24 protein-coding genes and 1 pseudogene are annotated in these 20,430 nt (G+C 42.7%); 23 read left to right on the forward strand and 2 right to left on the reverse strand.

Translation table 11 applies throughout. From position 1 onward, the window contains the following. Nucleotides 1-10 precede the first annotated feature (10 nt). From C3F22_RS04960 to C3F22_RS05070, 23 genes are all read left to right on the forward strand, one after another. Nucleotides 11-433: an ExbD/TolR family protein gene (locus C3F22_RS04960; RefSeq protein ID WP_104425950.1), complete on the forward strand. Its 423-nt coding sequence runs from the start codon at nt 11-13 to the stop codon at nt 431-433. After that, on the forward strand, nt 433-2,160 hold the full coding sequence (gene msbA / locus C3F22_RS04965; RefSeq protein ID WP_004784013.1) for a lipid A export permease/ATP-binding protein MsbA: 1,728 nt from the start codon (nt 433-435) through the stop codon (nt 2,158-2,160). Before C3F22_RS04960 ends, msbA begins: the two co-directional genes overlap by 1 nt. 3 nt (nt 2,161-2,163) lie before the next feature. After that, nucleotides 2,164-3,168, forward strand: coding sequence for a tetraacyldisaccharide 4'-kinase (gene lpxK / locus C3F22_RS04970; protein WP_104425951.1), 1,005 nt, complete (start codon nt 2,164-2,166; stop codon nt 3,166-3,168). Nucleotides 3,169-3,180: 12 nt separating this feature from the next. Next, the gene (gene kdsB / locus C3F22_RS04975; RefSeq protein ID WP_104425952.1) at nt 3,181-3,942 is read left to right on the forward strand and encodes a 3-deoxy-manno-octulosonate cytidylyltransferase; all 762 of its coding nucleotides are present in this window, start codon (nt 3,181-3,183) and stop codon (nt 3,940-3,942) included. A gap of 14 nt (nt 3,943-3,956) precedes the next feature. Next, nucleotides 3,957-4,937 carry a DNA polymerase III subunit delta' C-terminal domain-containing protein gene (locus C3F22_RS04980; RefSeq protein WP_104425953.1) on the forward strand — a complete coding sequence of 327 codons (981 nt, stop codon included), beginning with the start codon at nt 3,957-3,959 and terminating at the stop codon, nt 4,935-4,937. A 17-nt stretch (nt 4,938-4,954) separates the two neighbouring features. Next, the gene (locus C3F22_RS04985; protein WP_005236142.1) at nt 4,955-5,296 is read left to right on the forward strand and encodes a PilZ domain-containing protein; all 342 of its coding nucleotides are present in this window, start codon (nt 4,955-4,957) and stop codon (nt 5,294-5,296) included. 27 nt (nt 5,297-5,323) lie between these two features. Continuing rightward, on the forward strand, nt 5,324-6,097 hold the full coding sequence (locus C3F22_RS04990) for a TatD family hydrolase (RefSeq protein WP_004783999.1): 774 nt from the start codon (nt 5,324-5,326) through the stop codon (nt 6,095-6,097). A 40-nt stretch (nt 6,098-6,137) separates the two neighbouring features. Continuing rightward, nucleotides 6,138-6,743 (forward strand): TetR/AcrR family transcriptional regulator, encoded by a 606-nt coding sequence (locus C3F22_RS04995; protein WP_005236135.1) that lies wholly within the window; start codon nt 6,138-6,140, stop codon nt 6,741-6,743. An 18-nt stretch (nt 6,744-6,761) separates the two neighbouring features. Then, nucleotides 6,762-7,310, forward strand: coding sequence for a pilus assembly FimT family protein (locus C3F22_RS05000; RefSeq protein WP_034170572.1), 549 nt, complete (start codon nt 6,762-6,764; stop codon nt 7,308-7,310). Continuing rightward, nucleotides 7,300-7,884, forward strand: a complete 585-nt coding sequence (gspI, locus tag C3F22_RS05005; protein ID WP_171065451.1) for a type II secretion system minor pseudopilin GspI — start codon at nt 7,300-7,302, stop codon at nt 7,882-7,884. The genes C3F22_RS05000 and gspI overlap by 11 nt, the downstream gene beginning before the upstream one ends. Next, nucleotides 7,881-8,507: a type II secretion system minor pseudopilin GspJ gene (gspJ, locus tag C3F22_RS05010; protein ID WP_104425954.1), complete on the forward strand. Its 627-nt coding sequence runs from the start codon at nt 7,881-7,883 to the stop codon at nt 8,505-8,507. The genes gspI and gspJ overlap by 4 nt, the downstream gene beginning before the upstream one ends. Before the next feature lie 14 nt (nt 8,508-8,521). Beyond that, nucleotides 8,522-9,493: a type II secretion system minor pseudopilin GspK gene (gene gspK / locus C3F22_RS05015; protein WP_104425955.1), complete on the forward strand. Its 972-nt coding sequence runs from the start codon at nt 8,522-8,524 to the stop codon at nt 9,491-9,493. A gap of 160 nt (nt 9,494-9,653) precedes the next feature. Beyond that, nucleotides 9,654-10,250 carry a 6-pyruvoyl trahydropterin synthase family protein gene (locus C3F22_RS05020; RefSeq protein WP_104425956.1) on the forward strand — a complete coding sequence of 199 codons (597 nt, stop codon included), beginning with the start codon at nt 9,654-9,656 and terminating at the stop codon, nt 10,248-10,250. 45 nt (nt 10,251-10,295) lie between these two features. Then, a complete protein-coding gene (ung, locus tag C3F22_RS05025) occupies nt 10,296-11,009 on the forward strand; it encodes a uracil-DNA glycosylase (protein ID WP_104425957.1) in 714 nt (237 codons plus the stop codon). After that, a complete protein-coding gene (locus C3F22_RS05030; RefSeq protein WP_104425958.1) occupies nt 11,006-12,127 on the forward strand; it encodes an enoyl-CoA hydratase/isomerase family protein in 1,122 nt (373 codons plus the stop codon). The genes ung and C3F22_RS05030 overlap by 4 nt, the downstream gene beginning before the upstream one ends. A 6-nt stretch (nt 12,128-12,133) precedes the next feature. Next, nucleotides 12,134-12,649 carry a tRNA adenosine(34) deaminase TadA gene (gene tadA, locus C3F22_RS05035; protein WP_104425959.1) on the forward strand — a complete coding sequence of 172 codons (516 nt, stop codon included), beginning with the start codon at nt 12,134-12,136 and terminating at the stop codon, nt 12,647-12,649. A 62-nt stretch (nt 12,650-12,711) separates the two neighbouring features. Beyond that, entirely contained in the window at nt 12,712-13,146 is a 435-nt protein-coding gene (locus tag C3F22_RS05040) for an SRPBCC family protein (RefSeq protein ID WP_004783989.1), read from the forward strand. A gap of 14 nt (nt 13,147-13,160) precedes the next feature. Continuing rightward, the gene (gene cmk, locus C3F22_RS05045) at nt 13,161-13,844 is read left to right on the forward strand and encodes a (d)CMP kinase (protein WP_104425960.1); all 684 of its coding nucleotides are present in this window, start codon (nt 13,161-13,163) and stop codon (nt 13,842-13,844) included. Nucleotides 13,845-13,954: 110 nt separating this feature from the next. Beyond that, the gene (gene rpsA, locus C3F22_RS05050) at nt 13,955-15,631 is read left to right on the forward strand and encodes a 30S ribosomal protein S1 (protein WP_004783987.1); all 1,677 of its coding nucleotides are present in this window, start codon (nt 13,955-13,957) and stop codon (nt 15,629-15,631) included. A 164-nt stretch (nt 15,632-15,795) separates the two neighbouring features. Continuing rightward, complete coding sequence (locus tag C3F22_RS05055; protein ID WP_005097312.1) at nt 15,796-16,101, forward strand: integration host factor subunit beta; 306 nt, start codon at nt 15,796-15,798, stop codon at nt 16,099-16,101. Nucleotides 16,102-16,123: 22 nt separating this feature from the next. Next, nucleotides 16,124-16,489, forward strand: a complete 366-nt coding sequence (locus C3F22_RS05060; protein ID WP_005236124.1) for a lipopolysaccharide assembly protein LapA domain-containing protein — start codon at nt 16,124-16,126, stop codon at nt 16,487-16,489. A 242-nt stretch (nt 16,490-16,731) separates the two neighbouring features. Continuing rightward, nucleotides 16,732-17,412 (forward strand): orotidine-5'-phosphate decarboxylase, encoded by a 681-nt coding sequence (pyrF, locus tag C3F22_RS05065; RefSeq protein ID WP_104425961.1) that lies wholly within the window; start codon nt 16,732-16,734, stop codon nt 17,410-17,412. A gap of 87 nt (nt 17,413-17,499) precedes the next feature. Next, nucleotides 17,500-17,721: a hypothetical protein gene (locus C3F22_RS05070; RefSeq protein WP_005236122.1), complete on the forward strand. Its 222-nt coding sequence runs from the start codon at nt 17,500-17,502 to the stop codon at nt 17,719-17,721. 112 nt (nt 17,722-17,833) lie between these two features. On the opposite strand, the gene C3F22_RS05075 is transcribed toward C3F22_RS05070, so the two are convergent. Beyond that, nucleotides 17,834-18,742: a lysine exporter LysO family protein gene (locus tag C3F22_RS05075; protein WP_104425962.1), complete on the reverse strand. Its 909-nt coding sequence runs from the start codon at nt 18,740-18,742 to the stop codon at nt 17,834-17,836. Between the two features lie 65 nt (nt 18,743-18,807). Further along, nucleotides 18,808-20,306, reverse strand: a pseudogene (locus tag C3F22_RS05080) (flavin-containing monooxygenase). Nucleotides 20,307-20,430 lie beyond the last annotated feature (124 nt).

The raw sequence follows: 20,430 nt of genomic DNA on the forward strand, positions 1-20,430 counted from the left end.
GAGCAGGGGCATGAAATTTAAACGTAACCAGGTGGAAGATGTACATATCAATCTGACGCCCATGATTGATTGCCTGCTATTTATTTTGGTCTTTCTGCTGCTTTCAACCACGTTTAACCAGGTGAGCCGGATGAACCTAACGCTTCCAGATGCGCAAGGTGTGCCGCCCAAGAATTTTGACCAGAAAATTGAAGTGATTGTGGATGCCAATGGTCACTATGCCGTGAATGGTCAGTCTATTGCCAGTAAAGATGCAGCAGATTTAAATACGGCAATTAAACAGATTTCGAATGAACGTCGTGATTTAATGTTTGTCATTGCCGCTGATGCAAAAGCGACACATCAGGATGTTATTCGTGTCATGGACGTTGCAGGGCAACTTGGCTTTGTTAATGTCAACATCAGTACGAAAGTACCAACTCGAGGTTATTAGTGAAGCACGATTTTAAGGTCTATCTTCGCCTTTTAAACTATTTAAAACCATTTTGGGGCACAGCCTTAATTGTCCTGCTTGGTTTCTCTATGAATGCGGCGACAGAAGTTTCTGTAGCCAAATTACTGGAATATATCATTGAGGCGATACAAAACAGAGACCAGGGTTTCACCTTACTTTTCCCATTCTTAGTGGTAGTACTGATGTTCTTCAGGGGCTTAGGCCTATTCCTCGGTGGATATTATACGGCGGTCATCTCCCGTAATCTGGTATTTAATATTCGTCAGGAAGTCTTTGCCAAAATATTGCGTTTGCCTGCGCAATATTTTCTGGACAATACCAGCGGTCATATTACGGCCAAAATTATGTATAACGTTGAGCAGCTCACCGCAGCCTCAACTGAAGCACTTAGAACGATCATTCAGCAAGGTCTGATCACAATTGCCTTATTGGGATATCTTTTATATACCAACTGGCGTTTAACCATGTGTATTCTGATCTTTGGACCTGTGATTGGTTTTGTGATCAGTAAAGCCTCAAAACGGATGCGCAAGCTATCACAACAGGTTCAGGACACCATGGGTGATGTGAACCATGTGGTTCAGGAAACTGTAAATGCCAATCTGATTGTCAAAGGTTTTGGTGGTCAGATTTATGAGCAGGAACGCTTTAAACAGAATTCTTTGGAAAATCTACGCCGTGGCTTAAAGATGGTGGCAGTGCAGCAGCTGAACAGTCCAGTGGTACAGCTGATCATGTCAGTTTCACTCAGTATCGTGATGTATATTGCGTTGCGCCCACAAATTCTGGGAGATACTACTGCGGGTGAATTTGTTGCTTATATTACAGCTGCAGGCATGTTGGCACGCCCAATCAAGACATTAACTGATGTGAATGAAAAAATTCAGCGTGGTATGGCGGCCGCACATTCTGTGTTTGAATTGCTAGATATGCCTGAAGAGCATAATACTGGCAAACTCAATGATGCCTTAAAAGGCAATATTCAATTTAAAGATGTCAATCTGGTTTATGGCGATGGTCACCATGCGATTCATGACTTTAACCTGGAAGTGAGAGCGGGCGAGACTGTCGCATTGGTTGGACGTTCAGGAGCAGGCAAAACCTCTCTAGTGAATCTGTTGGTACGTTATCAGGAAGCTACATCCGGGCAAATTTTGCTGGATCAAAAACCGATTACTGATTATGAATTGACTGCTTTACGTACCCAGATCGCGATGGTAAACCAGCAGGTAGTGCTGTTTAACCGTACTGTTCGTGAAAATATTGCTTATGGCCAGCTAGAAAATGCGAGTGATGAAGAAATCATTGCAGCGGCAAAAGCAGCTTATGCCCATGATTTTATTATGGCCTTGCCACAAGGTTATGATACGCCACTAGGTGCTCAAGGTCTGAATCTGTCAGGTGGTCAGCGTCAGCGTATTGCGATCGCCCGTGCCATTTTGAAAAATGCACCGATTCTGATTCTGGATGAAGCGACCAGTGCGCTGGATAATGAATCTGAATACTTTATTCAGCGTGCCTTTGATCAGGCGATGCAAGATCGGACTACGATTGTGATTGCCCACCGTCTATCAACAATTGAAAATGCCGACCGCATTGTGGTGATGGATCAGGGTCGTATTATAGAGCAGGGTAATCATGCTGAGCTGATTGCGCGCCAAGGTGCTTATTATCAGCTGCACCAACGTAATTTCGAGGAACATTAAGTCATGGCTTTGGCACAGATCATTCAGGATGCTTGGAATACACAGGCAAAGTGGCTGGTTGTGCTGCGTCCTTTGTCATGGCTTTACCGCTTGGGTTTTGTCAGCAATCACTGGCTTTACCGTAAAGGGATCAAAAAAAGCTATACCGCACCTATTCCAGTAATGGTGATTGGGAATATTACCGTAGGTGGGAGTGGTAAAACACCTTTGCTAATTCATCTGGTGGATTACCTTAATGAAAAAGGCCTACGGATTGGTGTGATCAGCCGAGGTTATGGTGGTAAAGGTCCTTTTCCTGCCTATGTCGATTTAAATACCTTGCCTGAAGTGGTAGGAGATGAACCAGCCTTAATTGTCCAAGCGACTGGTGTGCCGATGGCTGTGGGGCCAAATCGCCAGAAGAGCATTGAGCTTTTGCTAGAAAAGCATGCACTGGATTTAATCATTTGTGATGACGGTTTGCAGCACTGGGCTTTAAATCGTCAGATTGAATGGATTGTGCTGGACAATAACCGAGGCTTGGGCAACCAGAAACTTTTACCTGAAGGTTATCTGCGTGAACCCGTTACCCGCTTAGAAGAGGGTACCGTAATTGAACATGCAGCAAATCCAGTTTCACCTTTGCATATGCATCTTGCAGCCTCTCAGCCCTATCTATTAAATCAAGATGTTATCAAAAGCTTTGATCCAACTGCGGCTTTCTATGCAGTAGTCGGCATCGGTTTTCCACAGCGTTTTTATCAAACACTAGAACATCTGGGGCTGCAGCAATTTCAGTGTCATGAATTTCCAGATCATCATGATTATGAAATTGAAGATCTGCAATTCGATGACAATAGTCCGATCATTACTACTGAAAAAGATGCAGTTAAAATTATGGCATTACTCAAACAGTATCCAGATTATCAGCGGAATATCTGGGTGGTGCCGGTCGATGCAGTCTTGTCACCTGCCTGTTATACAATATTGCAGCAGCAATTAGAGCAACAGGGTATTTCTATTTCCTAAGGTTTATTTACGATGAAACATATAGTTATTCCTGCACGCTTCTCCAGTTCACGTTTGCCGGGTAAACCTTTGCTGGAAATCCATGGTCGTCCGATGATTCTGCGTGTCGTGGATCAGGCTAAAAAAGTGCAGGGCTTTGATGACCTGTGTGTGGCGACAGATGATGAACGTATTGCAGAAGTTTGCCGTGCTGAAGGCGTTGATGTGGTCCTGACTTCAGCAGATCATCCATCAGGTACCGATCGTCTAAGCGAGGTAGCTCGAATCAAGGGCTGGGCGAGTGATGACATTATCGTAAATGTGCAGGGTGATGAACCTTTATTGCCAGCCCAGTTAGTTAAACAGGTCGCGCAACTCTTAGAAGATCAACCGGCTTGCTCAATGTCGACTCTGTGTGAGCCAATTCATCATTTAGAGGAATTCAAGCGTGACAGTATCGTTAAGGTTGTGATGTCTAAGCACAATCAGGCACTGTATTTTAGTCGTGCTACGATTCCTTATGACCGTGATGGTGCCAAGCTAGCTGAACAGAAACTGCATGATCAGGCTTATCGTCATTTGGGTTTATATGCTTACCGCGTGAAACTGCTACAGGAATATGTAACCTGGGAAATGGGTGTGCTGGAAAAACTGGAATCTTTAGAACAGTTACGTGTACTGGAAAATGGTCACCGTATTGCCATTGCTGTGGCAGAAGCCAATTTACCGCCAGGTGTCGATACGCAGGAAGATCTGGATCGCTTGAACCAGATGGATCCATCTTCTTTTGCTTAATTTGAGAATTCTCCATGCCGCTTGATGTCAATGCACAGATTTATCCATGGCAGCAACAGGTTTGGGAAACGCTAACCGGGCGTTTTCCTAAGCTTGGGCATGGTTTATTGTTCTATGGAAAAAAAGGCTGTGGTAAAGAAGCCTTTGCCCAGCAGTTTCTGGTCTGGGTTTTATGCCTGAACCGTCAGCCTAAGGGGCCATGCGGTGAGTGTGGCAGTTGTCAGTGGCTGAAAGCGGATACCCATCCGAATTACGTCTATATCAGCACTGATGAAGACAATAAAAAACAGAATGCCAAAATTAAAATTGAAAAGATCCGTGATCTTCTGCCTTTTGTACAGCAGACCGTCGATGGCTGGCGTGTCATTGTCATTGAACCCGCTGAAGCATTAAATATTGCTTCTTCTAATGCCTTGCTGAAAACTCTGGAAGAACCGGGTGAAAATATTGTCATTATTCTGCTTGCGGATCATTATCTGAAATTGCCTGCAACTATTCGCAGCCGTTTACAGCATTTTGCTTTAGACCGGATTTCATCAGCGCAATTTAGTGAATATGTAGAGGCGCAGTTACCTGAAGCAGGTTCGAGCCAGCAGCAGCTATTAATGAATTTATCCAATCAGATGCCTTTGCAAGCGATTGAGGTTGCACAAAGTTCCTGGTTGCCATTACGTCAGGAATTCATGGAAGACTGGAAAAAACTGGTCATTCAAAAAAATATGCCAATAGCAATTGCGACCAAATGGAATAAAAGCCTGAGTTTTGGTGAATTTGGTCAAATGTTTGAATACTTGTTGTCCGATTTAATTTGTGTCAAGCTAAATCAGGCCGTAAAAAACATTGATCTGGACTTTAATGTATTGGCCGAACAATATTCATTGGAAATACTTTTTAAAATTTATGAGGATTTTCAGCGAGCCAAACAATATCTTGAGCAGAACGTACAAAGTAATCTGGTGCTCGATGAATTGTGTATCAAGCTGATGAATCTTTAGCTTAAGGGGAAAACAAGATGCAACCACGTATGGGCGGTATTATTCAGGCTAATATTCCGGATATTGAAACGTTATTTGCCAGTTATATGCCATATGTTGTAGGTGGTGGACTTTTTATTCCTTCCAAGCAGCCAGTAAAATTAGGTGAAGAAGTTTTTGTTTTGACGACTTTACCTGAACAGACGCAGAAAATTCCATTAACCGGAAAAGTAATCTGGATATCTCAAAAGCAGAATGGCATCAAGCCACAAGGTTTTGGGATTCAGCTCACCGGTGAAAAAGGCGTTTTCTTCAAAAATGAAGCAGATCGTCTGGTTGCGGGTCTTAAATCTGATGGACGTAAAAGTTACACTATGTAGTTAATTTACCTTCGGTAGGAACTCATTGTGTTTGTAGATACTCATTGCCATTTAACGCTGCTCGATTTAACACCTTATAACGGTGATCTGGATCAGGCGCTCGCTCAGGCCCGTGAAGCAGGCGTATCCAAGTTTATGAGTATCTCGGTGGATCTGGATGATCATATCGAGCTGGCAAAAATCGCGGCCCGTCATCCTGATGTCGGTTATACCGTCGGTGTACATCCTTGCGAAGATGCGGCAACGATGGCGCGTGCGACCACTGAATATCTGGTTGAACTGGCACAGCCAGAAAAAGTCTGGGCGCTGGGTGAAACGGGGCTCGATTATTATCACAGCACCGATTTTATTGCCGAGCAAAAAGACTGTTTTGCCCGTCATATTCATGCCTCACAAATTGTGAAAAAACCTGTCGTTGTGCATACCCGTTCTGCCAAGCATGACACGGTTGATATTATTCGTGCAGAGAAATCTACCCATGGCATTTTGCACTGTTTTACCGAAGACTGGGAAACCGCTAAAGCTGTTTTAGACTGCGGTTACTATGTGTCTTTCTCCGGTATTGTTTCTTTTAAAAATGCCCAGGATTTGCGTGACGTTGCCAAACAGGTTCCACTTGATCGGGTTTTAATCGAAACGGATAGTCCTTACCTTGCTCCAATGCCATATCGTGGCAAATCTAATGAACCAAAATACGTTCCTTATGTAGCCAAAGCGCTTTGCGATGTATATGATAAGTCGCTAGAAGAAATGGCTTATATCACAAAGCAGAACTTTGAGAATCTTCTGAATTCAAAGTAAGTAAAGTTAGATAAGAGTACAAGAGAGTTATAGGGTGAAGATGGATCGTCAGGCTCAGTTTCGAGCAAGAGAAACCTTGATTTTTCAAGTTGCAGAACAGTTACTGCTAGAAAATGGTGAAGCAGGGATGACCCTGGATGCACTGGCAGCAGAACTGGATCTGGCCAAAGGCACTCTTTATAAGCATTTCCAGAGTAAAGATGAATTGTACATATTGCTGATTATCCGTAATGAGCGCATGTTGCTGGAAATGATCCAGGATAGTGATAAGGCTTTTCCTGAACATCTGGCATTCTTTATGTTGCATCATCTGCATCACCCTGAACGTACTGTCCTTTTTCATCAGATTGAAGAACGTCTTTCTACAACAGGTGTTGGAATTCAGCATCTGTTTAGCGAACTTTATCAGGTGCGCAAACAGCGCTTACGTCTGATTATCCGTATGACTGAAAGCTATCTGGCTTCAATCAATAGCAGCATGTCGGTGCGTGATTATCTGGCCTCAATCTGGTCATTGACCCATGGTGCAGCTGCTATTCTTAACTCCAGTTTCTACCAGCGCTATCTTGGTTCACGCGATACCTTGCGCGTTGCCCTTATTGATCAAGCTTTAGCTTTACCGAAACAGGTCCATCCTGCCGAGTAGTTCGCCTAAGAGTTGCCTATGATCAGATCACATCACGCCTCCATTCGTGGATTCACTCTAATCGAAGTGATGGTGGTGATTGTGATTATGAGTATTATGGCATCACTAGTTGTATTGAATATTGGTGGGGTAGATCAGCGCAAGGCAATGCAGACGCGGGAAGTCCTGTTACTGGATTTGCAGCGGATCTTGCGGGAAGCTAATGATCAATCCCGTATTCTTGCGCTTGATGTTCAGGCTGCCACTGATATTTCACCATTTCGCTACGGGGTCGTGGAATATCGTTCACCTAATCAGGCAGAACCGACTTTAAATCAGCAGAAATGGCAAAGTTATGCGGAGTTTAATCTGCGCAGTTTACCGGAACAGGTCTCTTTCCGGATTCAGCCTTTAGAGCAGCGTTATAATAATGCCCAAAATCGGGATCTTACTGAAGCCAATGCACCCAAGCTGATCTGGTTAGGCAATGGTGAAGTTAAACCGGTCAGAATCCAGTTTTATCTGGAAGATCGTGAAGTAGGCAATCCGATTGAAATTGATCACTTGGGTAAAGTCCATGAAAGCTAGGGTTTTCAAGCAGAGTGCCGGAGCTGATGTAATCAAGCCATTTAAGTCAAATGCTGATCGTGCGCACTCCGGGCATAGCTCTTCGTCTTGCGCAGCGGTGAAACAGCATTTCACTCATCGCGGCTCCTCAAGCACAGCTTTTGGACTTTCTTGCGCGACAATGCCGCTCAGGTCGAGTATTACTCGACTTAATCGTGCCTCAGGATTTACCTTGCTGGAAGTGATGGTTGCGCTGGCGATTTTTGCCACAGCAGCTATGACCCTGACTAAAGTTGCCATGCAATATACCCAATCGACTTCGAATGCCATTTTGAGAACCCAAGCTCAGTTTGTTGCCTTGAATGAAGCGGCACTGATGGAAATCAATCAGCAGTGGCTCACTGGTACTGAATCTAAACAACTCACCCAGCAGGGCGAAACCTGGCAAATTGATAAGCGCAGTGAGCCTACTGTAAGTCCTAATGTACAACGTATTGAATTACAGGTGAGTCTGGTCAACACTGAAACTGGTCAGGCAGAAAATGGAATTAGCAGCTTGATGTTCTTTAATCACCGGATGAATGAAGCGCCATGAAGTCAAAGGGATTTACGCTGGTCGAACTACTGGTTGCTATTGCTATTTTCGCCGTACTGTCTGCTCTAGGCTGGAAAGTATTTGATTATATTATACAAACCAAAGACCGTAATGCGGTGCATGAACAGCGCTTAAGTCAGTTGCAAGATACTTATCAGCAGATCTTGCGTGATACTGTACAGGCGGTGCCTTTAACGGCCAATATTAATGGTGATATTCAGCCGGCACTGGTTTTGCAAAACGAGCGTTTTAACTTTAGTAAGACTGGAGTCACCGATCCTCTGGAAGAGGGGGTTTCTCCAGATGAACGGGTTGAATATCAGTACCGAGCAGATGAACAAAAACTATATCGACTGAAATACCGGAATTTAAATCAGACTGGTCGTGATCAACCTGAATCCAGTGTGTTGTTGTCCGAGGTTGAGCAGTTTCAGATCGTAGTGCTTAATCCGAATGAAATGACCCAATGGCCAGACTCATCTCTTGATTTAAATCAGATTGAGCAAAAACAACGTCTGCCCAAAGGCATTAAAATTAACTTAATGGTTAATGGGGTCAGTTATGAGTGGATTTTCAGTTTATTGAATACAGATTTCCTGCTTGAAACCCAAAAGTTAACCTGACAAAGAATAATAAAATGCAGATGAACAAAGCAATGATGATCAAACAGCAGAAGGGGATTGCTCTGATTACCATTCTAGTGATGGTGGCGCTTGCAACTATTTTGGCTGCGACTATTGCTAAACGTCAGGCTGCAACTGTTGAAAGTACCGCTTATTTAATGCGACAAAACCAGTCTTTGATGTATGCCAAAAGTGCTGAAGCGTTTTTTTCTGAATTGCTGGTCGATGACGCAGAGAATGCAGCGGAAGTTGATCATTTAAATGAAACCTGGGCGCAGCCGATGCCGGCTTTTCCGGTTGAAGATGGTTATGTCTCGGGAATACTGCAAGATGAGTCGGGTAAGTTTAATTTAAATAGCCTGATTACAGCAGAAGGCACAGTGAATGAAAATGCTAAAGCCTGGTTTGAGCTGATATTGAAACGTGCTGGATTGCCAGAGCAGTTGAGTGAAGCCGTGATCGACTGGCAGGATGAAGATGAAATGCCAAATGGCCCAATGGGTGCAGAATCTAATTATTATCAGGGCTTGCCGAATGGTTCCCTACCTCCGAATGCCAAATTTCATAGCGTTGAAGAGCTGAAACTGGTACGAGGCTTTGAAGAAAACAAGTACAAACTAATTGCACCTTATCTAAGTACTGCGCCTGTAGCAGATACTACGGTCAATATTAATACCGCATCTGCATTTCTTTTGGCGAGCATGGATGAAAAGCTGGATGTGAATGCCGTGCAGCAATTGCTGGATCGCCGTCAGGCAAATCTGGAATATTTTTCCAATATAGCTGATCTTTGGACACTAGAACCCTTTGCTCAGGTGGATGCTGCCAAACACAACCTGTTTAATAACCTGCTTGGGGTGCAATCCAATCACTTTAAAGCACGTATCGAAGTGATGCTGAGTGAGCGTAAACGTCAGTTTAGTAGTGATCTGGTGCGGCAGGACAAGAAGGTTTATGTTGCCTATCGAAGCATGGCACCTTTTTAAAATTCCACCATTTTTAAATCATCTCATTTTTTGGAATTTAATCTGTTTTCGCTTCAATCCCTTTTCCCTATCATGACGAACTGCAAAATTAATCCTCATCGGTTTACTTTTGCTTTATAATTGAAATTAATTCACCTATTTTTTGACGACATTACGGCGTATGTTAATTCGTAAGTTATTTAAGTTTGAAAATGCTCATATTGTGCGTAACTGCACCTCGGATCGCTGTAAACGTTCGATTCATGGTCACAGTTATAAAGTCGAGTTATTGCTGAAAGCGTCGAAGTTGGATCATGGTCAGATGGTATATGATTTTGGTCTGCTCAAAGGGGTGATTAAGGATTTCTTTGATTCTTTTGACCATGCGATCTGCTTCTGGAAAAAAGATGATCCTGAATATATTCAGGCATGTAAAAACTTTAGTGCACGCTGGGTATCTTTGCCGGTTTCACCGTCTGCAGAACAGTTTTCACGTATTTTCTTCTTCTTGGCTCAGCAGGTATTGGCATCCACCATTACCCAGAATGGTGAAGGGGATGTTGAAGTTTACTCTGTGATTGTCCATGAAACTGATACAGGCTATGCGCAAAGCTTTCTGGAAGATATCCAGAATGAACAGATGGGTCCACTTAGCCTGGAGCAGATTGAATTCTCGGAACAGGTGCAGGCAGAATGGACAGATCCAGAGATGTTTGCGAAACTGAAACAGGGCCTTCCATTTCATAATCCGGCTGTGGATCTGCAAGTCCAGCCTTAAAAATTCGAATATAAACGCAGACTGACATAGATTTAGGATTGAAGCATGTCTTTAAATGAACAGCAAATTGCCAAACTGAATAAAGTTCAGTTAGATGACAGCTGGAAATATGGACTCAGTGAGTTTTTATTGAGTCCAAAAATGGATGCCTTAAAAACGTTTTTAATTGAAGAAAAAAGAGCAGACAAGGTGATTTATCCTCCGAATCACCTGATTTTTAATGCTTTAAATACGACGCCATTAGATCGGGTTAAAGTGGTCATTATTGGTCAGGATCCTTATCATGGCCTGAATCAGGCGCATGGTTTAAGCTTCTCGGTGCAAAAAGGGGTTGCATTACCTCCATCTTTACGTAATATTTTTCATGAGTTACATAATGATTTAGGCGTAAAAATCCCTAAACATGGTGATTTGACTCATTGGGCGGAACAGGGTGTACTTCTGCTCAACGCTGTACTGACTGTAGAGGCAGCACAGCCAACTTCACATCAGAAACGTGGTTGGGAAGAATTCACAGATCACGTCATTGATGTATTGAATGAACAACGTGAACATATCGTTTTTATTCTTTGGGGCGCATACGCACAGCGTAAAGGACAGCGCATTGATCAAAATAAACACCTGATCTTAAAGGCGGCACATCCTTCGCCTTTGTCAGCAAACCGGGGTGGTTTTTTTGGTTGTAAAGTTTTTTCGAAAACGAATAATTATCTCAAACAACATGGCATTGAGCCTATAGATTGGCAGCTGGACGCATGACTTATTCTCCTGTAACTAAACCTTACCATTCGGACCTGATTGTTGAACAAGCCAATAATGGCTGGCGCATTGTTCGCCTGAATCGTCCAAAATCATTACACGCTTTAGATGAATCTCTGGTTTCTGCACTGCTGGAAGTTTTTCAGGACTTTCATACAGATGACAGCGTAAAAGCGATCTGGTTAGATTCAACTACGCCTAAAGCATTTTGTGCTGGTGGCGATGTGCGTAAGCTGCGTCAGTTGGTAATTAATGATGAAGTGGCAACGGCCAATAAGTTTTTTGAACAGGAATATGCGCTAGATTTATTGCTGCATAACTATGCCAAGCCGGTATTGGTCTGGGGGGAAGGTTATGTCATGGGTGGCGGTTTAGGCCTGTTTATGGCGGCTCCATTCCGTTTGGTGACGCCGTATTCGCGTCTGGCGATGCCTGAGATTAATATCGGTTTATATCCAGATGTGGGTGCAACCCGATTTCTGGCAGACCGTGGAGCGATTGGACTGTTTACTGGTTTAACGGGTTCCATCATGACTGCTGCCGGTGCTTACGGCATTGGCTGGGCAACCCATATCTGTGATGCACAGCGTGCTTCAGTTTTGGATAAAGTCATAAATATAGACTGGGAACATTATCCAGCTGGGGATTTCCGTGCGATTGATGACATCTTGAATAGTATGCATCGTCCGGTAGGCCCGGGTCCTCTGCAAAACTCACTAGATGTAATCCATAGTGTATGTCGTGGCGTAAACTTCGAGCACGATTATGAATCGATTATTGGTTTAAGTGATGCGCGCAGTGACTGGTTGCGTCAGGCCAGTGAAAACCTGCAAAAAGGTTCACCTGCAACCGCTGCTCTAAGCTGGTTATTATGGCAATGGGGTAAACAGGTTCATTCCTGGAATGAAATTTTTGAACTGGAAACTCAGATTTCAGACTGGAAAATCCGTCATCCTGACTTTGTTGAAGGCGTACGTGCTCGTCTGGTTGATAAAGACCTGTCTCCAGAATGGCAAAAAGGCAGTGAGTTAAGCCTGAAAGGCATTCTGTCTCAGAATCCACCGATAACCACTATTGAAAGCTGGAATGAGCTACTCAAACACTATGGTGTGATTTAAGTCTGAATGTCCGAAACACAATTTACCGATGAATACTGGATGCGGCTTGCTTATGAGCAGGCTGCACTTGCTGCTGAGCAGGGTGAAATTCCTGTAGGTGCGGTGATTGTCAGTCAAAATCAGGTCATTGGCCGTGGCTACAATGCGCCTATTTCTTTAAATGATCCGACTGCCCATGCTGAAATCGTAGCATTACGTGAAGCTTGTCAGAACCTGAAAAACTACCGCCTGCCTGAAGATGCTGTCCTCTATGTAACTCTGGAACCGTGCACCATGTGTGTAGGTGCATTGGTGCATTCGCGTATTTCACGGGTCGTTTTTGGTACAAATGAGCCCAAAGCAGGTTCTTTGGTGAGTGCACGCAAGCTTTTTGAGACTGGCTACTATAATCATGTATTTCTATTTGACTCGGGCTGTATGCAGCAGCAGTGTGCTGAGCAGTTGAGTGCATTTTTCAAGTTGCGTCGTGAACAAAAACGCCAGCTGAAATTGCAAGAAAAATTACTGAATGCTCATAAATAAATCGAATCTAATTCGTTAAACTTTGCTCACTTTAAAATCATTTATTTTCAGGAAAAAGAAAAATGAAAAATGCGATTCAGGTAAAAAAAGAATTCCCAGCAGCGATTGATAAGGTTTTTGAATTGCTGTCTAAACACGATGCTTATAACGTGGCTTTTGCACCAATGCAGGTGGAACGGATTAAGGATTCGGCAGACCCTGAGCGCCCAGATGGTGTGGGTTCTGTGCGTAGCATGGGTTTAGGTCCAGTCAAGCCGCTAAAAGAGCAAATTACCTTGCTAGAGCCGAACTCCCGTATTGAATACAAGATCGTAAAGAATCCTTTGATTAAACATCATTTGGGTATTATTGAGTTTGAAGCATTGGACGATAACAAAAGTCTGGTGACTTATACGATAGAATTGCAGGCACGTCTTCCATTTGTCAGTAAATTAATTCTTGCACAGCTCAAGACAGGGATTAAACTAGGCCTCGCAAAACTTGCAAAATCTGTATAAATAACGGGAAAGTAATGACAGTTCAAATTATTACCATTGATGGTCCAAGTGGATCTGGCAAAGGCACACTGGCTGCAAAACTTGCAGCACATTACCATTTTCATTTACTGGATTCAGGGGCTTTGTATCGTTTATTAGGACTGTCATTGCATCACCATAATTTACTCGATGAACTGGATACTAAACTGGCTGAATGCGTACAAATTGCAACAAATTTGGATATCCAATTTGTCAGCACTGAATCAGGTGTTCAGGTATGGCTGAATGGTGAAGATGTCTCCCAAACTATCCGTACCGAACGGGTGGGTGAGTATGCTTCAAAAGTTGCTGCAATTCCTGAACTTAGAACTGCTCTGGTGGCCCGTCAACATGCTTTTGTTCAAGCCCCTGGTCTGGTGGCAGATGGCCGCGATATGGCGACCAGTATCTTCCCAGAGGCACAAGCCAAGATTTATTTGACAGCTTCGGCTGAATCCCGCGCGCAAAGACGTGTAAAGCAGTTGCAGGGTATGGGGCTGGATGTTAAAATAAACGACATTTTAGCTAATATCGAAGCACGGGATAAACGAGATATGGAGCGCACTGTCGCTCCGCTCAAACCTGCTGCTGATGCGTACATTATCGATAGTTCAGATTTGAATATCGATGAAGTATTCAAGCTGATGACTACGTATGTGGATCAGCAATTAGCTCAATAACCCTATTATTTCAGCAGACGCATAGCTTGATCAGTTTTATATGGACTATGTAGATGCTTAATTAAACCGGCCTTGTCTGATCCAAGACCGCTGACTTTATCGGATATATCATGACCGAATCTTTTGCAGCCCTCTTTGAAGAAAGCGAATTAAACCTCAACGTTGAAAAGGGTGCAGTCATCCAAGGCGTTGTAGTAAGCATCGACTCTGATTGGGTAACTGTTGACACTGGCCTTAAATCTGAAGGCGTTGTTGACCGTGCTGAGTTCTTAAATGAACAGCGCGAACTTGAAGTTCAAGTTGGCGACACTGTAGACGTAGTTGTTGAAGCACTTGACAACGGTATGGGTCAAACAGTTCTTTCTCGCGAAAAAGCTAAACGCGCTGAGACTTGGACTAAACTTGAAAAAATCTTTGAAGACGGCGAAATCGTTACTGGTGTTATCTCTGGTAAAGTTAAAGGCGGTTTCACTGTTGACATCGGTCCAGTTCGTGCGTTCCTTCCAGGTTCTTTAGTTGATACTCGTCCTATCCGTGATACTACTCACTTGGAAGGTAAAGAGTTAGAATTCAAAGTAATCAAACTTGACGCTAAACGTAACAACGTTGTTGTTTCACGTCGTGCTGTTATGGAAGCTGAATCTTCAGCTGACCGTGAAGCGCTTCTTGCTCAGCTTGAAGAAGGTCAAACAGTTACTGGTACTATTAAAAACCTTACTGACTACGGTGCATTCGTTGACCTTGGCGGTATCGACGGTCTTCTTCACATCACTGATATGGCTTGGAAACGTATCAAGCACCCATCAGAAGTTGTTGAAGTGGGTCAAGAAGTTACTGTTAAAGTACTTAAATTCGACCGCGAACGTAACCGCGTATCTTTAGGCCTTAAACAATTAGGCGAAGATCCATGGTTAGCGATTATGAGCCGTTACCCTAAAGGTTCTATCGTTAAAGCTCGCGTAACTAACCTGACTGACTACGGCTGTTTCGCAGAAATCGCTGAAGGCGTTGAAGGCTTAGTACACGTTTCAGAAATGGACCACACTAACAAAAACATCCACCCATCTAAAGTAGTTCAGATCGGTGACGAAGTTGATGTTATGGTTCTTGAAGTAGACGAAGAGCGTCGTCGTATTTCTCTTGGTATTAAACAAACTCGTGCTAACCCATGGGAAGAGTTTGCTAAGAACCACGACAAAGGTGAAAAAGTTTCAGGTACTATCAAGTCAATCACTGACTTCGGTATCTTCATCGGTCTACCAGGCGGTATCGATGGTCTAGTTCACTTGTCTGACATCTCTTGGAACGAACAAGGCGAAGAAGCGATCCGTCGTTATAAGAAAGGTGACACTGTTGAAGCAGTTATCCTGTCTGTAGATGCTGAAGGCAACCGTATCAGCCTTGGTATCAAACAATTGAACAGCGATCCGTTCAACGATTTCTTAGCTGCTAACGAACGCGGTGCACTTGTTAAAGGTACTGTAACTGCAGTTGACGCTAAAGGCGCTACTGTTAAGTTAGCTGATGAAGTTGAAGCAACTCTTAAAGCATCTGAAATCAACCGCGACCGCGTTGAAGATGCGACTAAATTCCTAGAAGTTGGTCAAGAAGTTGAAGCTAAGATCATCAATGTAGATCGTAAATCTCGCTCTATCAACTTGTCTATCAAAGCGAAAGACGAAGCTGAAGAGAAAGAAGCTGTTGCTAACCTGAAAACAGCTGCTGCTGGTCAAGACAATGGTCCTAAAACTATTGGTGACTTGATCAAAGCGCAAATGAATCACTAAGAGTAGATGGTGAATTGTATTGTTAATGTAAGTTAAGTAATACTTTTTACACAAATACTGTAAACGGTAGCGTAGTATTTAATTATTGCGCTACCGTTTTGTATTTAAACAGGTTATTATCGGAAAATAGATCCCGAGTAGCTTGATAATTAAAGAGGTCGCAGATGACTACTGAAGCACTTAATAAGTCTGACTTAATAGAGCGCATCGCGCTAAAGAATCCGCATTTGGCTGAACCTTTAGTGGAAGAAGCAGTTAAAATTATGATTGATCAAATGATTGAAGCTTTATCATCTGATAACCGTATTGAGATTCGCGGGTTTGGCAGCTTTGCATTGCATCATCGTGAGCCTCGCGTGGGTCGTAATCCTAAAACTGGTAAATCTGTTGAAGTTGCAGCAAAAGCTGTTCCACACTTTAAGCCAGGTAAAGCACTTCGTGATGCAGTAAACGAATCTGCAAACAAATAAACAAGATATTTACGGGGTGTTCATGCGTTACGTTCTGGTCATTCTTTTATTGCTTGTCTTTGGCTATTCATTAGCTTTGGTGTTGCAAAACGGGACTGAGGTCTCAGTGGACTTGTTATTTACTCAAGTTCCTGCAATGCGCTTAGGGTTATTGCTCCTTTTGACTCTTTCCTTAGGAATAGTGGTTGGCTTGTTACTCGGCGTGCAGGTTTTCCGCGTTTTTCAGAGTAATTGGGAAATTAAACGACTACGTAAAGATATTGAACATCTACGTAAGGAACAGTTGAATACTGCCAAGATGATGGCAGCAGAAGCGGCAGCTCATACACGACATGAGAAAACAGTATTAGATATTAATTCTAATGACAGGCCATCGGCACCGCTTTAGACAAAAATGAGAAGTCGAAGTAATCTACTGATTTTTTTACTTCGCCTGTTTTGATTAAACGCCTTTTAGCTTAGCTTCTAAGGCGTTTTTTATTGCTAAATTATATTTAGAAGAAATATATAAAAATTATATAAATAAATGACTTAATTTGAATCAAAAAATCATTTTTGCGAAAATATTCTTGGTTGTTATAGGGCTAGTCCGTATAATGGTTTAATTTTGTCAATTTGAAGGGTCTTCTCATGAGTATCATCGTTGCACTGGATGCTAAAAGTCAATTTGATGCCTTAACGATTGCAGAGCAGCTCGATCCTGCCTTATGTCGAGTAAAGGTGGGCAAAGAGTTATTTACTCATGAAGGTCCTATCATTGTAAAAGCACTTCAAGACAAAGGTTTTGACGTGTTCTTAGATCTGAAGTTCCATGATATTCCGAATACCACTGCACAAGCGGTATGTGCTGCGGCAGACTTGGGCGTGTGGATGGTCAATGTCCACGCTTCAGGTGGTCGTAAAATGATGGAGACCTGTGTTGAGCGTTTAAAAGCAGGTAACTATAAGACTCAACTCATTGCGGTAACTGTGTTGACTTCAATGGGGCGTGAAGACTTGAAAGATATTGGCTTGGATATTGAGCCTAATGAACATGTAAAACGTCTGGCTCAACTCACCAAAGATAGTGGCTTGGATGGGGTGGTCTGTTCCGCACAAGAAGCGAAAATGCTGCGTGAAACTATTGGAAAAGAATTTGCACTGGTCACTCCTGGGATTCGTCCTGAAGGTTCAAATGCAGACGATCAAAAACGTATTGTGACACCAAAACAGGCAATGCTGGATGGATCAACACATCTGGTGATTGGACGACCAATTACCAAGTCGGAAAATCCTCGTCAGACTCTAAAAGATATTTTGGCAACATTGTAATTCCGGTTACGTGATGAAAAGCCTTTCATATGAGAGGCTTTTTTTATACATTGAGAAAAGCTGTATAAAAATAAAAAGGAATTTCAAATGAGAATAATAAAGACACCAGAACAAAAGATGCTAGAACAAAGGCTGGAGATGGAAAAAATAGCAGACCAGTTCGAACAGCAGGAAAAATATAAACAACAGGCACAGTCGGGTTCATGGGACTGGATGTCAGGCCTTGATAGCATAGATATTGTAGAACTCGCTTCAGAGATGATGGAGACAGTAGGAGATTCATTGAGTAGGGTTGATTTGAATTTTTAATATTCCGTAGTTTATTTTATTTCTAATTGAATCCCCCCTAAATCCCCCTAAATCCCCCTTTATGAAAGGGGGACTTCTCCTCCCTTTAAAAAAGAAAGGTCGGGAGGGATTTTTAAATTACCGCCAACACACTTACCGCTACTGGCGCCAATACAGATAAAATAAAACCGCTCATCATGGCATGTGGAATAAAATCATTGCCACAGGCCTGTTTGACCATGGGTAAAGTCACATCCATCGCAGTCGCACCTGCAGCAGAAATTGCTGATCTTGGGTAACGCCAGCCGGCAGAATACATCAGTAAAATCGCAAAAATTTCTCGAAACAGGTCATTCATCAGGGCAATACTACCCAGTTCTGCATTTCTCAGTTCTGTGACGACAACACCCGACATAGAATAAAAACCATAACCTTGTGACAACATAATCAGGTCTTTTAAATGAATATCTGGATTCCAGAAAGAATAGGCAACTGCTGCTATGCATGAACCAGCAATACAACCTGTCGGAACCAGCAGGATTTTCCAGTTTAACCATGAGCGGTCAAGTGGTGAGTAGGCAAGATCCAGTCCAATCAGAAACATAAAGACCAGTAATAAATGCCAAGTGCTGATCTGAACAGAAAAACCCATTTGGGTGGAACTATAATGCAGCAAGTATCCAGCAGCTAAGGCAAAGAATGCATAACTGATATTGATTAGTGATTTAATCACTAGGTCAGTGGAGACTCGTCCAGAAGAAGGCTGGAAATCTGCCCATTTAAATAGCAGATAACAACAGCCAAATGCCCCAATAGAGGTGAGAAAAGCAATTGTAAAAGAGGTATTTAGAATCTGGGCAGGGTGAGGTAATTCCGTCAGAAGCTCAGAAAACTCAAAAGCGATGGCAATCAGCAAAATATAACTAAAATACGGAAGAACCTTAAAGCAGATTTTTGTGAGGGGAGCAGGAAGCCGTTTCGCAAAAACAAAACCAAGCACTAAACAGACCAGAAGCTGGGATACTAACCAAAGCGATTGCATAATAAAAAAGTATGATAAATCAGTCTTTATTATGCCATCGCTAGCACTATGAATGTGAAGGGCTTTTAACTGGCTTTATTTAAAAAATAATAATCTGCTGCATTAAGGGTTTTGGTTTTGAGCCAGTATTTCCAGGTATAAGTGGGCCACAAGGCAAAATTTTTCCCACCTTCCTGTTGATACCAGCTGACACGGCCAGATTGCCAGACCGTATTGTCCAGCATATGTTGGACATCCTGATTGAATTTTTCCTGTACCTGATCTTTGACCACAATTGCATCACTATGTGATTGATCCACTAGAGCGATCATTTGTAGGATATAACTTACTTGCGATTCAATCATAAAAAGCACTGAGTTATGTGCCAGCACAGTATTCGGTCCTAATAACTGGAACAGGTTCGGAAAACCTTTCACACAGATTCCATAATAGCTTTCGGCACCATCTTTCTAGACATCATTTAAGTGAATGCCATTTAGGCCAGTGCAGTCAAAATTTTTCAGATAAATTCTTGGATCAGTAATAAATCCGGTACCGTAGATCAGACAGTCAATCGGACGTTCTTTACCATCTACAGTAATAATACTGTTTTCGGTCACTTCACGAATGCCTTCAGTAACCAGTTCCACATTTTTACGGTTAAAGGTGGGGAAATACTGATTGGATACCAGAATCCGTTTACAGCCCATGATGTAATCTGGAGTTAACTTCTTGGCAGTTTCCTTGTCTTTGACCTGATAACGAATATAAGCTTCAGCCGGTTTCTGAGCATATTTCATGACAGCTGGTTTAACGATAGGCACCACGCGTGATTCATTGGACCAGTACAGCCGAATACGGTGTAAATTGCGGAACCATTTATATTTGGAAAACAGCTTTTTTTCCAAGTCATGATATAGGCGCTCATCCCGTGGAATGACCCAAGCCGCACTGCGTTGCAAGACATAGAGCTGTTTGCATTCGGGTGCAATTTCAGGGATATATTGAATTGCACTGCCACCAGTCCCAATCGATGCGACATTTTTCCCCTTGAGATCATAATTATGATCCCAGTGAGAAGAGTGAAAGATTTTACCCTTAAATTTTTCAATGCCCGCAATATGGGGAATTTGAGGAACATGTAAAGGGCCAGAGGCAAATACTACAAACTGAGCTTCCAGAATGCTTTGATCATGCAGATGGATCTGCCATAAGCAGCGCTCTTGTTGATAATGAACCCCGAGTACTTCAGTATTGAGCCGAGCAAAAGCCCGAAGATTATAATCACTGACTAAATTTTGAATATAGCTAAAAATTTCCGGTGCTTCGGCATAGCGTTTTGACCAGTCAGTTTTGGGAGCAAAGGAAAGGGAATACATATGTGAGATTGCACATCACAGGCTGCTCCCGGATACTGATTATCGCGCCAGGTTCCACCAAAATCGCTATCTTTTTCTAAAATAATAAAATTATGGATGCCTTGCTGCTGTAAACGTATTGCCATCGCTATCCCGCTAAAACCGGCACCGATAATGGCCACTTTGGTATAAGGATGAGTGTGGGTAGGGCTTGTATTGTCCAGCATCTTCGCATTCCTTGCTTATTTTAATAATGGATAATTATCTTGATTTATTAACTGGCTATTAGATATAAAATTGATCTAAACGGCAATAGTCGACTGCTTATTTTTATAGTACAACTAGAGCTAT

The sequence above is a fragment of the Acinetobacter sp. ACNIH1 genome, from assembly GCF_002934695.1.
In the GTDB taxonomy this organism is placed as follows: Bacteria; Pseudomonadota; Gammaproteobacteria; order Pseudomonadales; family Moraxellaceae; genus Acinetobacter; species Acinetobacter variabilis.

Coding starts and splice junctions, on each gene's coding strand:
- C3F22_RS04960 (WP_104425950.1), top strand. CDS start 11: ATGAAATTTAAACGTAACCAGGTGGAAGATGTACATATCAATCTGACG.
- lpxK (WP_104425951.1), top strand. CDS start 2,164: ATGGCTTTGGCACAGATCATTCAGGATGCTTGGAATACACAGGCAAAG.
- kdsB (WP_104425952.1), top strand. CDS start 3,181: ATGAAACATATAGTTATTCCTGCACGCTTCTCCAGTTCACGTTTGCCG.
- C3F22_RS04980 (WP_104425953.1), top strand. CDS start 3,957: ATGCCGCTTGATGTCAATGCACAGATTTATCCATGGCAGCAACAGGTT.
- C3F22_RS04985 (WP_005236142.1), top strand. CDS start 4,955: ATGCAACCACGTATGGGCGGTATTATTCAGGCTAATATTCCGGATATT.
- C3F22_RS04995 (WP_005236135.1), top strand. CDS start 6,138: ATGGATCGTCAGGCTCAGTTTCGAGCAAGAGAAACCTTGATTTTTCAA.
- C3F22_RS05000 (WP_034170572.1), top strand. CDS start 6,762: ATGATCAGATCACATCACGCCTCCATTCGTGGATTCACTCTAATCGAA.
- gspI (WP_171065451.1), top strand. CDS start 7,300: ATGAAAGCTAGGGTTTTCAAGCAGAGTGCCGGAGCTGATGTAATCAAG.
- gspJ (WP_104425954.1), top strand. CDS start 7,881: ATGAAGTCAAAGGGATTTACGCTGGTCGAACTACTGGTTGCTATTGCT.
- gspK (WP_104425955.1), top strand. CDS start 8,522: ATGCAGATGAACAAAGCAATGATGATCAAACAGCAGAAGGGGATTGCT.
- C3F22_RS05020 (WP_104425956.1), top strand. CDS start 9,654: ATGTTAATTCGTAAGTTATTTAAGTTTGAAAATGCTCATATTGTGCGT.
- ung (WP_104425957.1), top strand. CDS start 10,296: ATGTCTTTAAATGAACAGCAAATTGCCAAACTGAATAAAGTTCAGTTA.
- C3F22_RS05030 (WP_104425958.1), top strand. CDS start 11,006: ATGACTTATTCTCCTGTAACTAAACCTTACCATTCGGACCTGATTGTT.
- tadA (WP_104425959.1), top strand. CDS start 12,134: ATGTCCGAAACACAATTTACCGATGAATACTGGATGCGGCTTGCTTAT.
- C3F22_RS05040 (WP_004783989.1), top strand. CDS start 12,712: ATGAAAAATGCGATTCAGGTAAAAAAAGAATTCCCAGCAGCGATTGAT.
- cmk (WP_104425960.1), top strand. CDS start 13,161: ATGACAGTTCAAATTATTACCATTGATGGTCCAAGTGGATCTGGCAAA.
- rpsA (WP_004783987.1), top strand. CDS start 13,955: ATGACCGAATCTTTTGCAGCCCTCTTTGAAGAAAGCGAATTAAACCTC.
- C3F22_RS05055 (WP_005097312.1), top strand. CDS start 15,796: ATGACTACTGAAGCACTTAATAAGTCTGACTTAATAGAGCGCATCGCG.
- C3F22_RS05060 (WP_005236124.1), top strand. CDS start 16,124: ATGCGTTACGTTCTGGTCATTCTTTTATTGCTTGTCTTTGGCTATTCA.
- pyrF (WP_104425961.1), top strand. CDS start 16,732: ATGAGTATCATCGTTGCACTGGATGCTAAAAGTCAATTTGATGCCTTA.
- C3F22_RS05070 (WP_005236122.1), top strand. CDS start 17,500: ATGAGAATAATAAAGACACCAGAACAAAAGATGCTAGAACAAAGGCTG.
- C3F22_RS05075 (WP_104425962.1), bottom strand. CDS start 18,742: ATGCAATCGCTTTGGTTAGTATCCCAGCTTCTGGTCTGTTTAGTGCTT.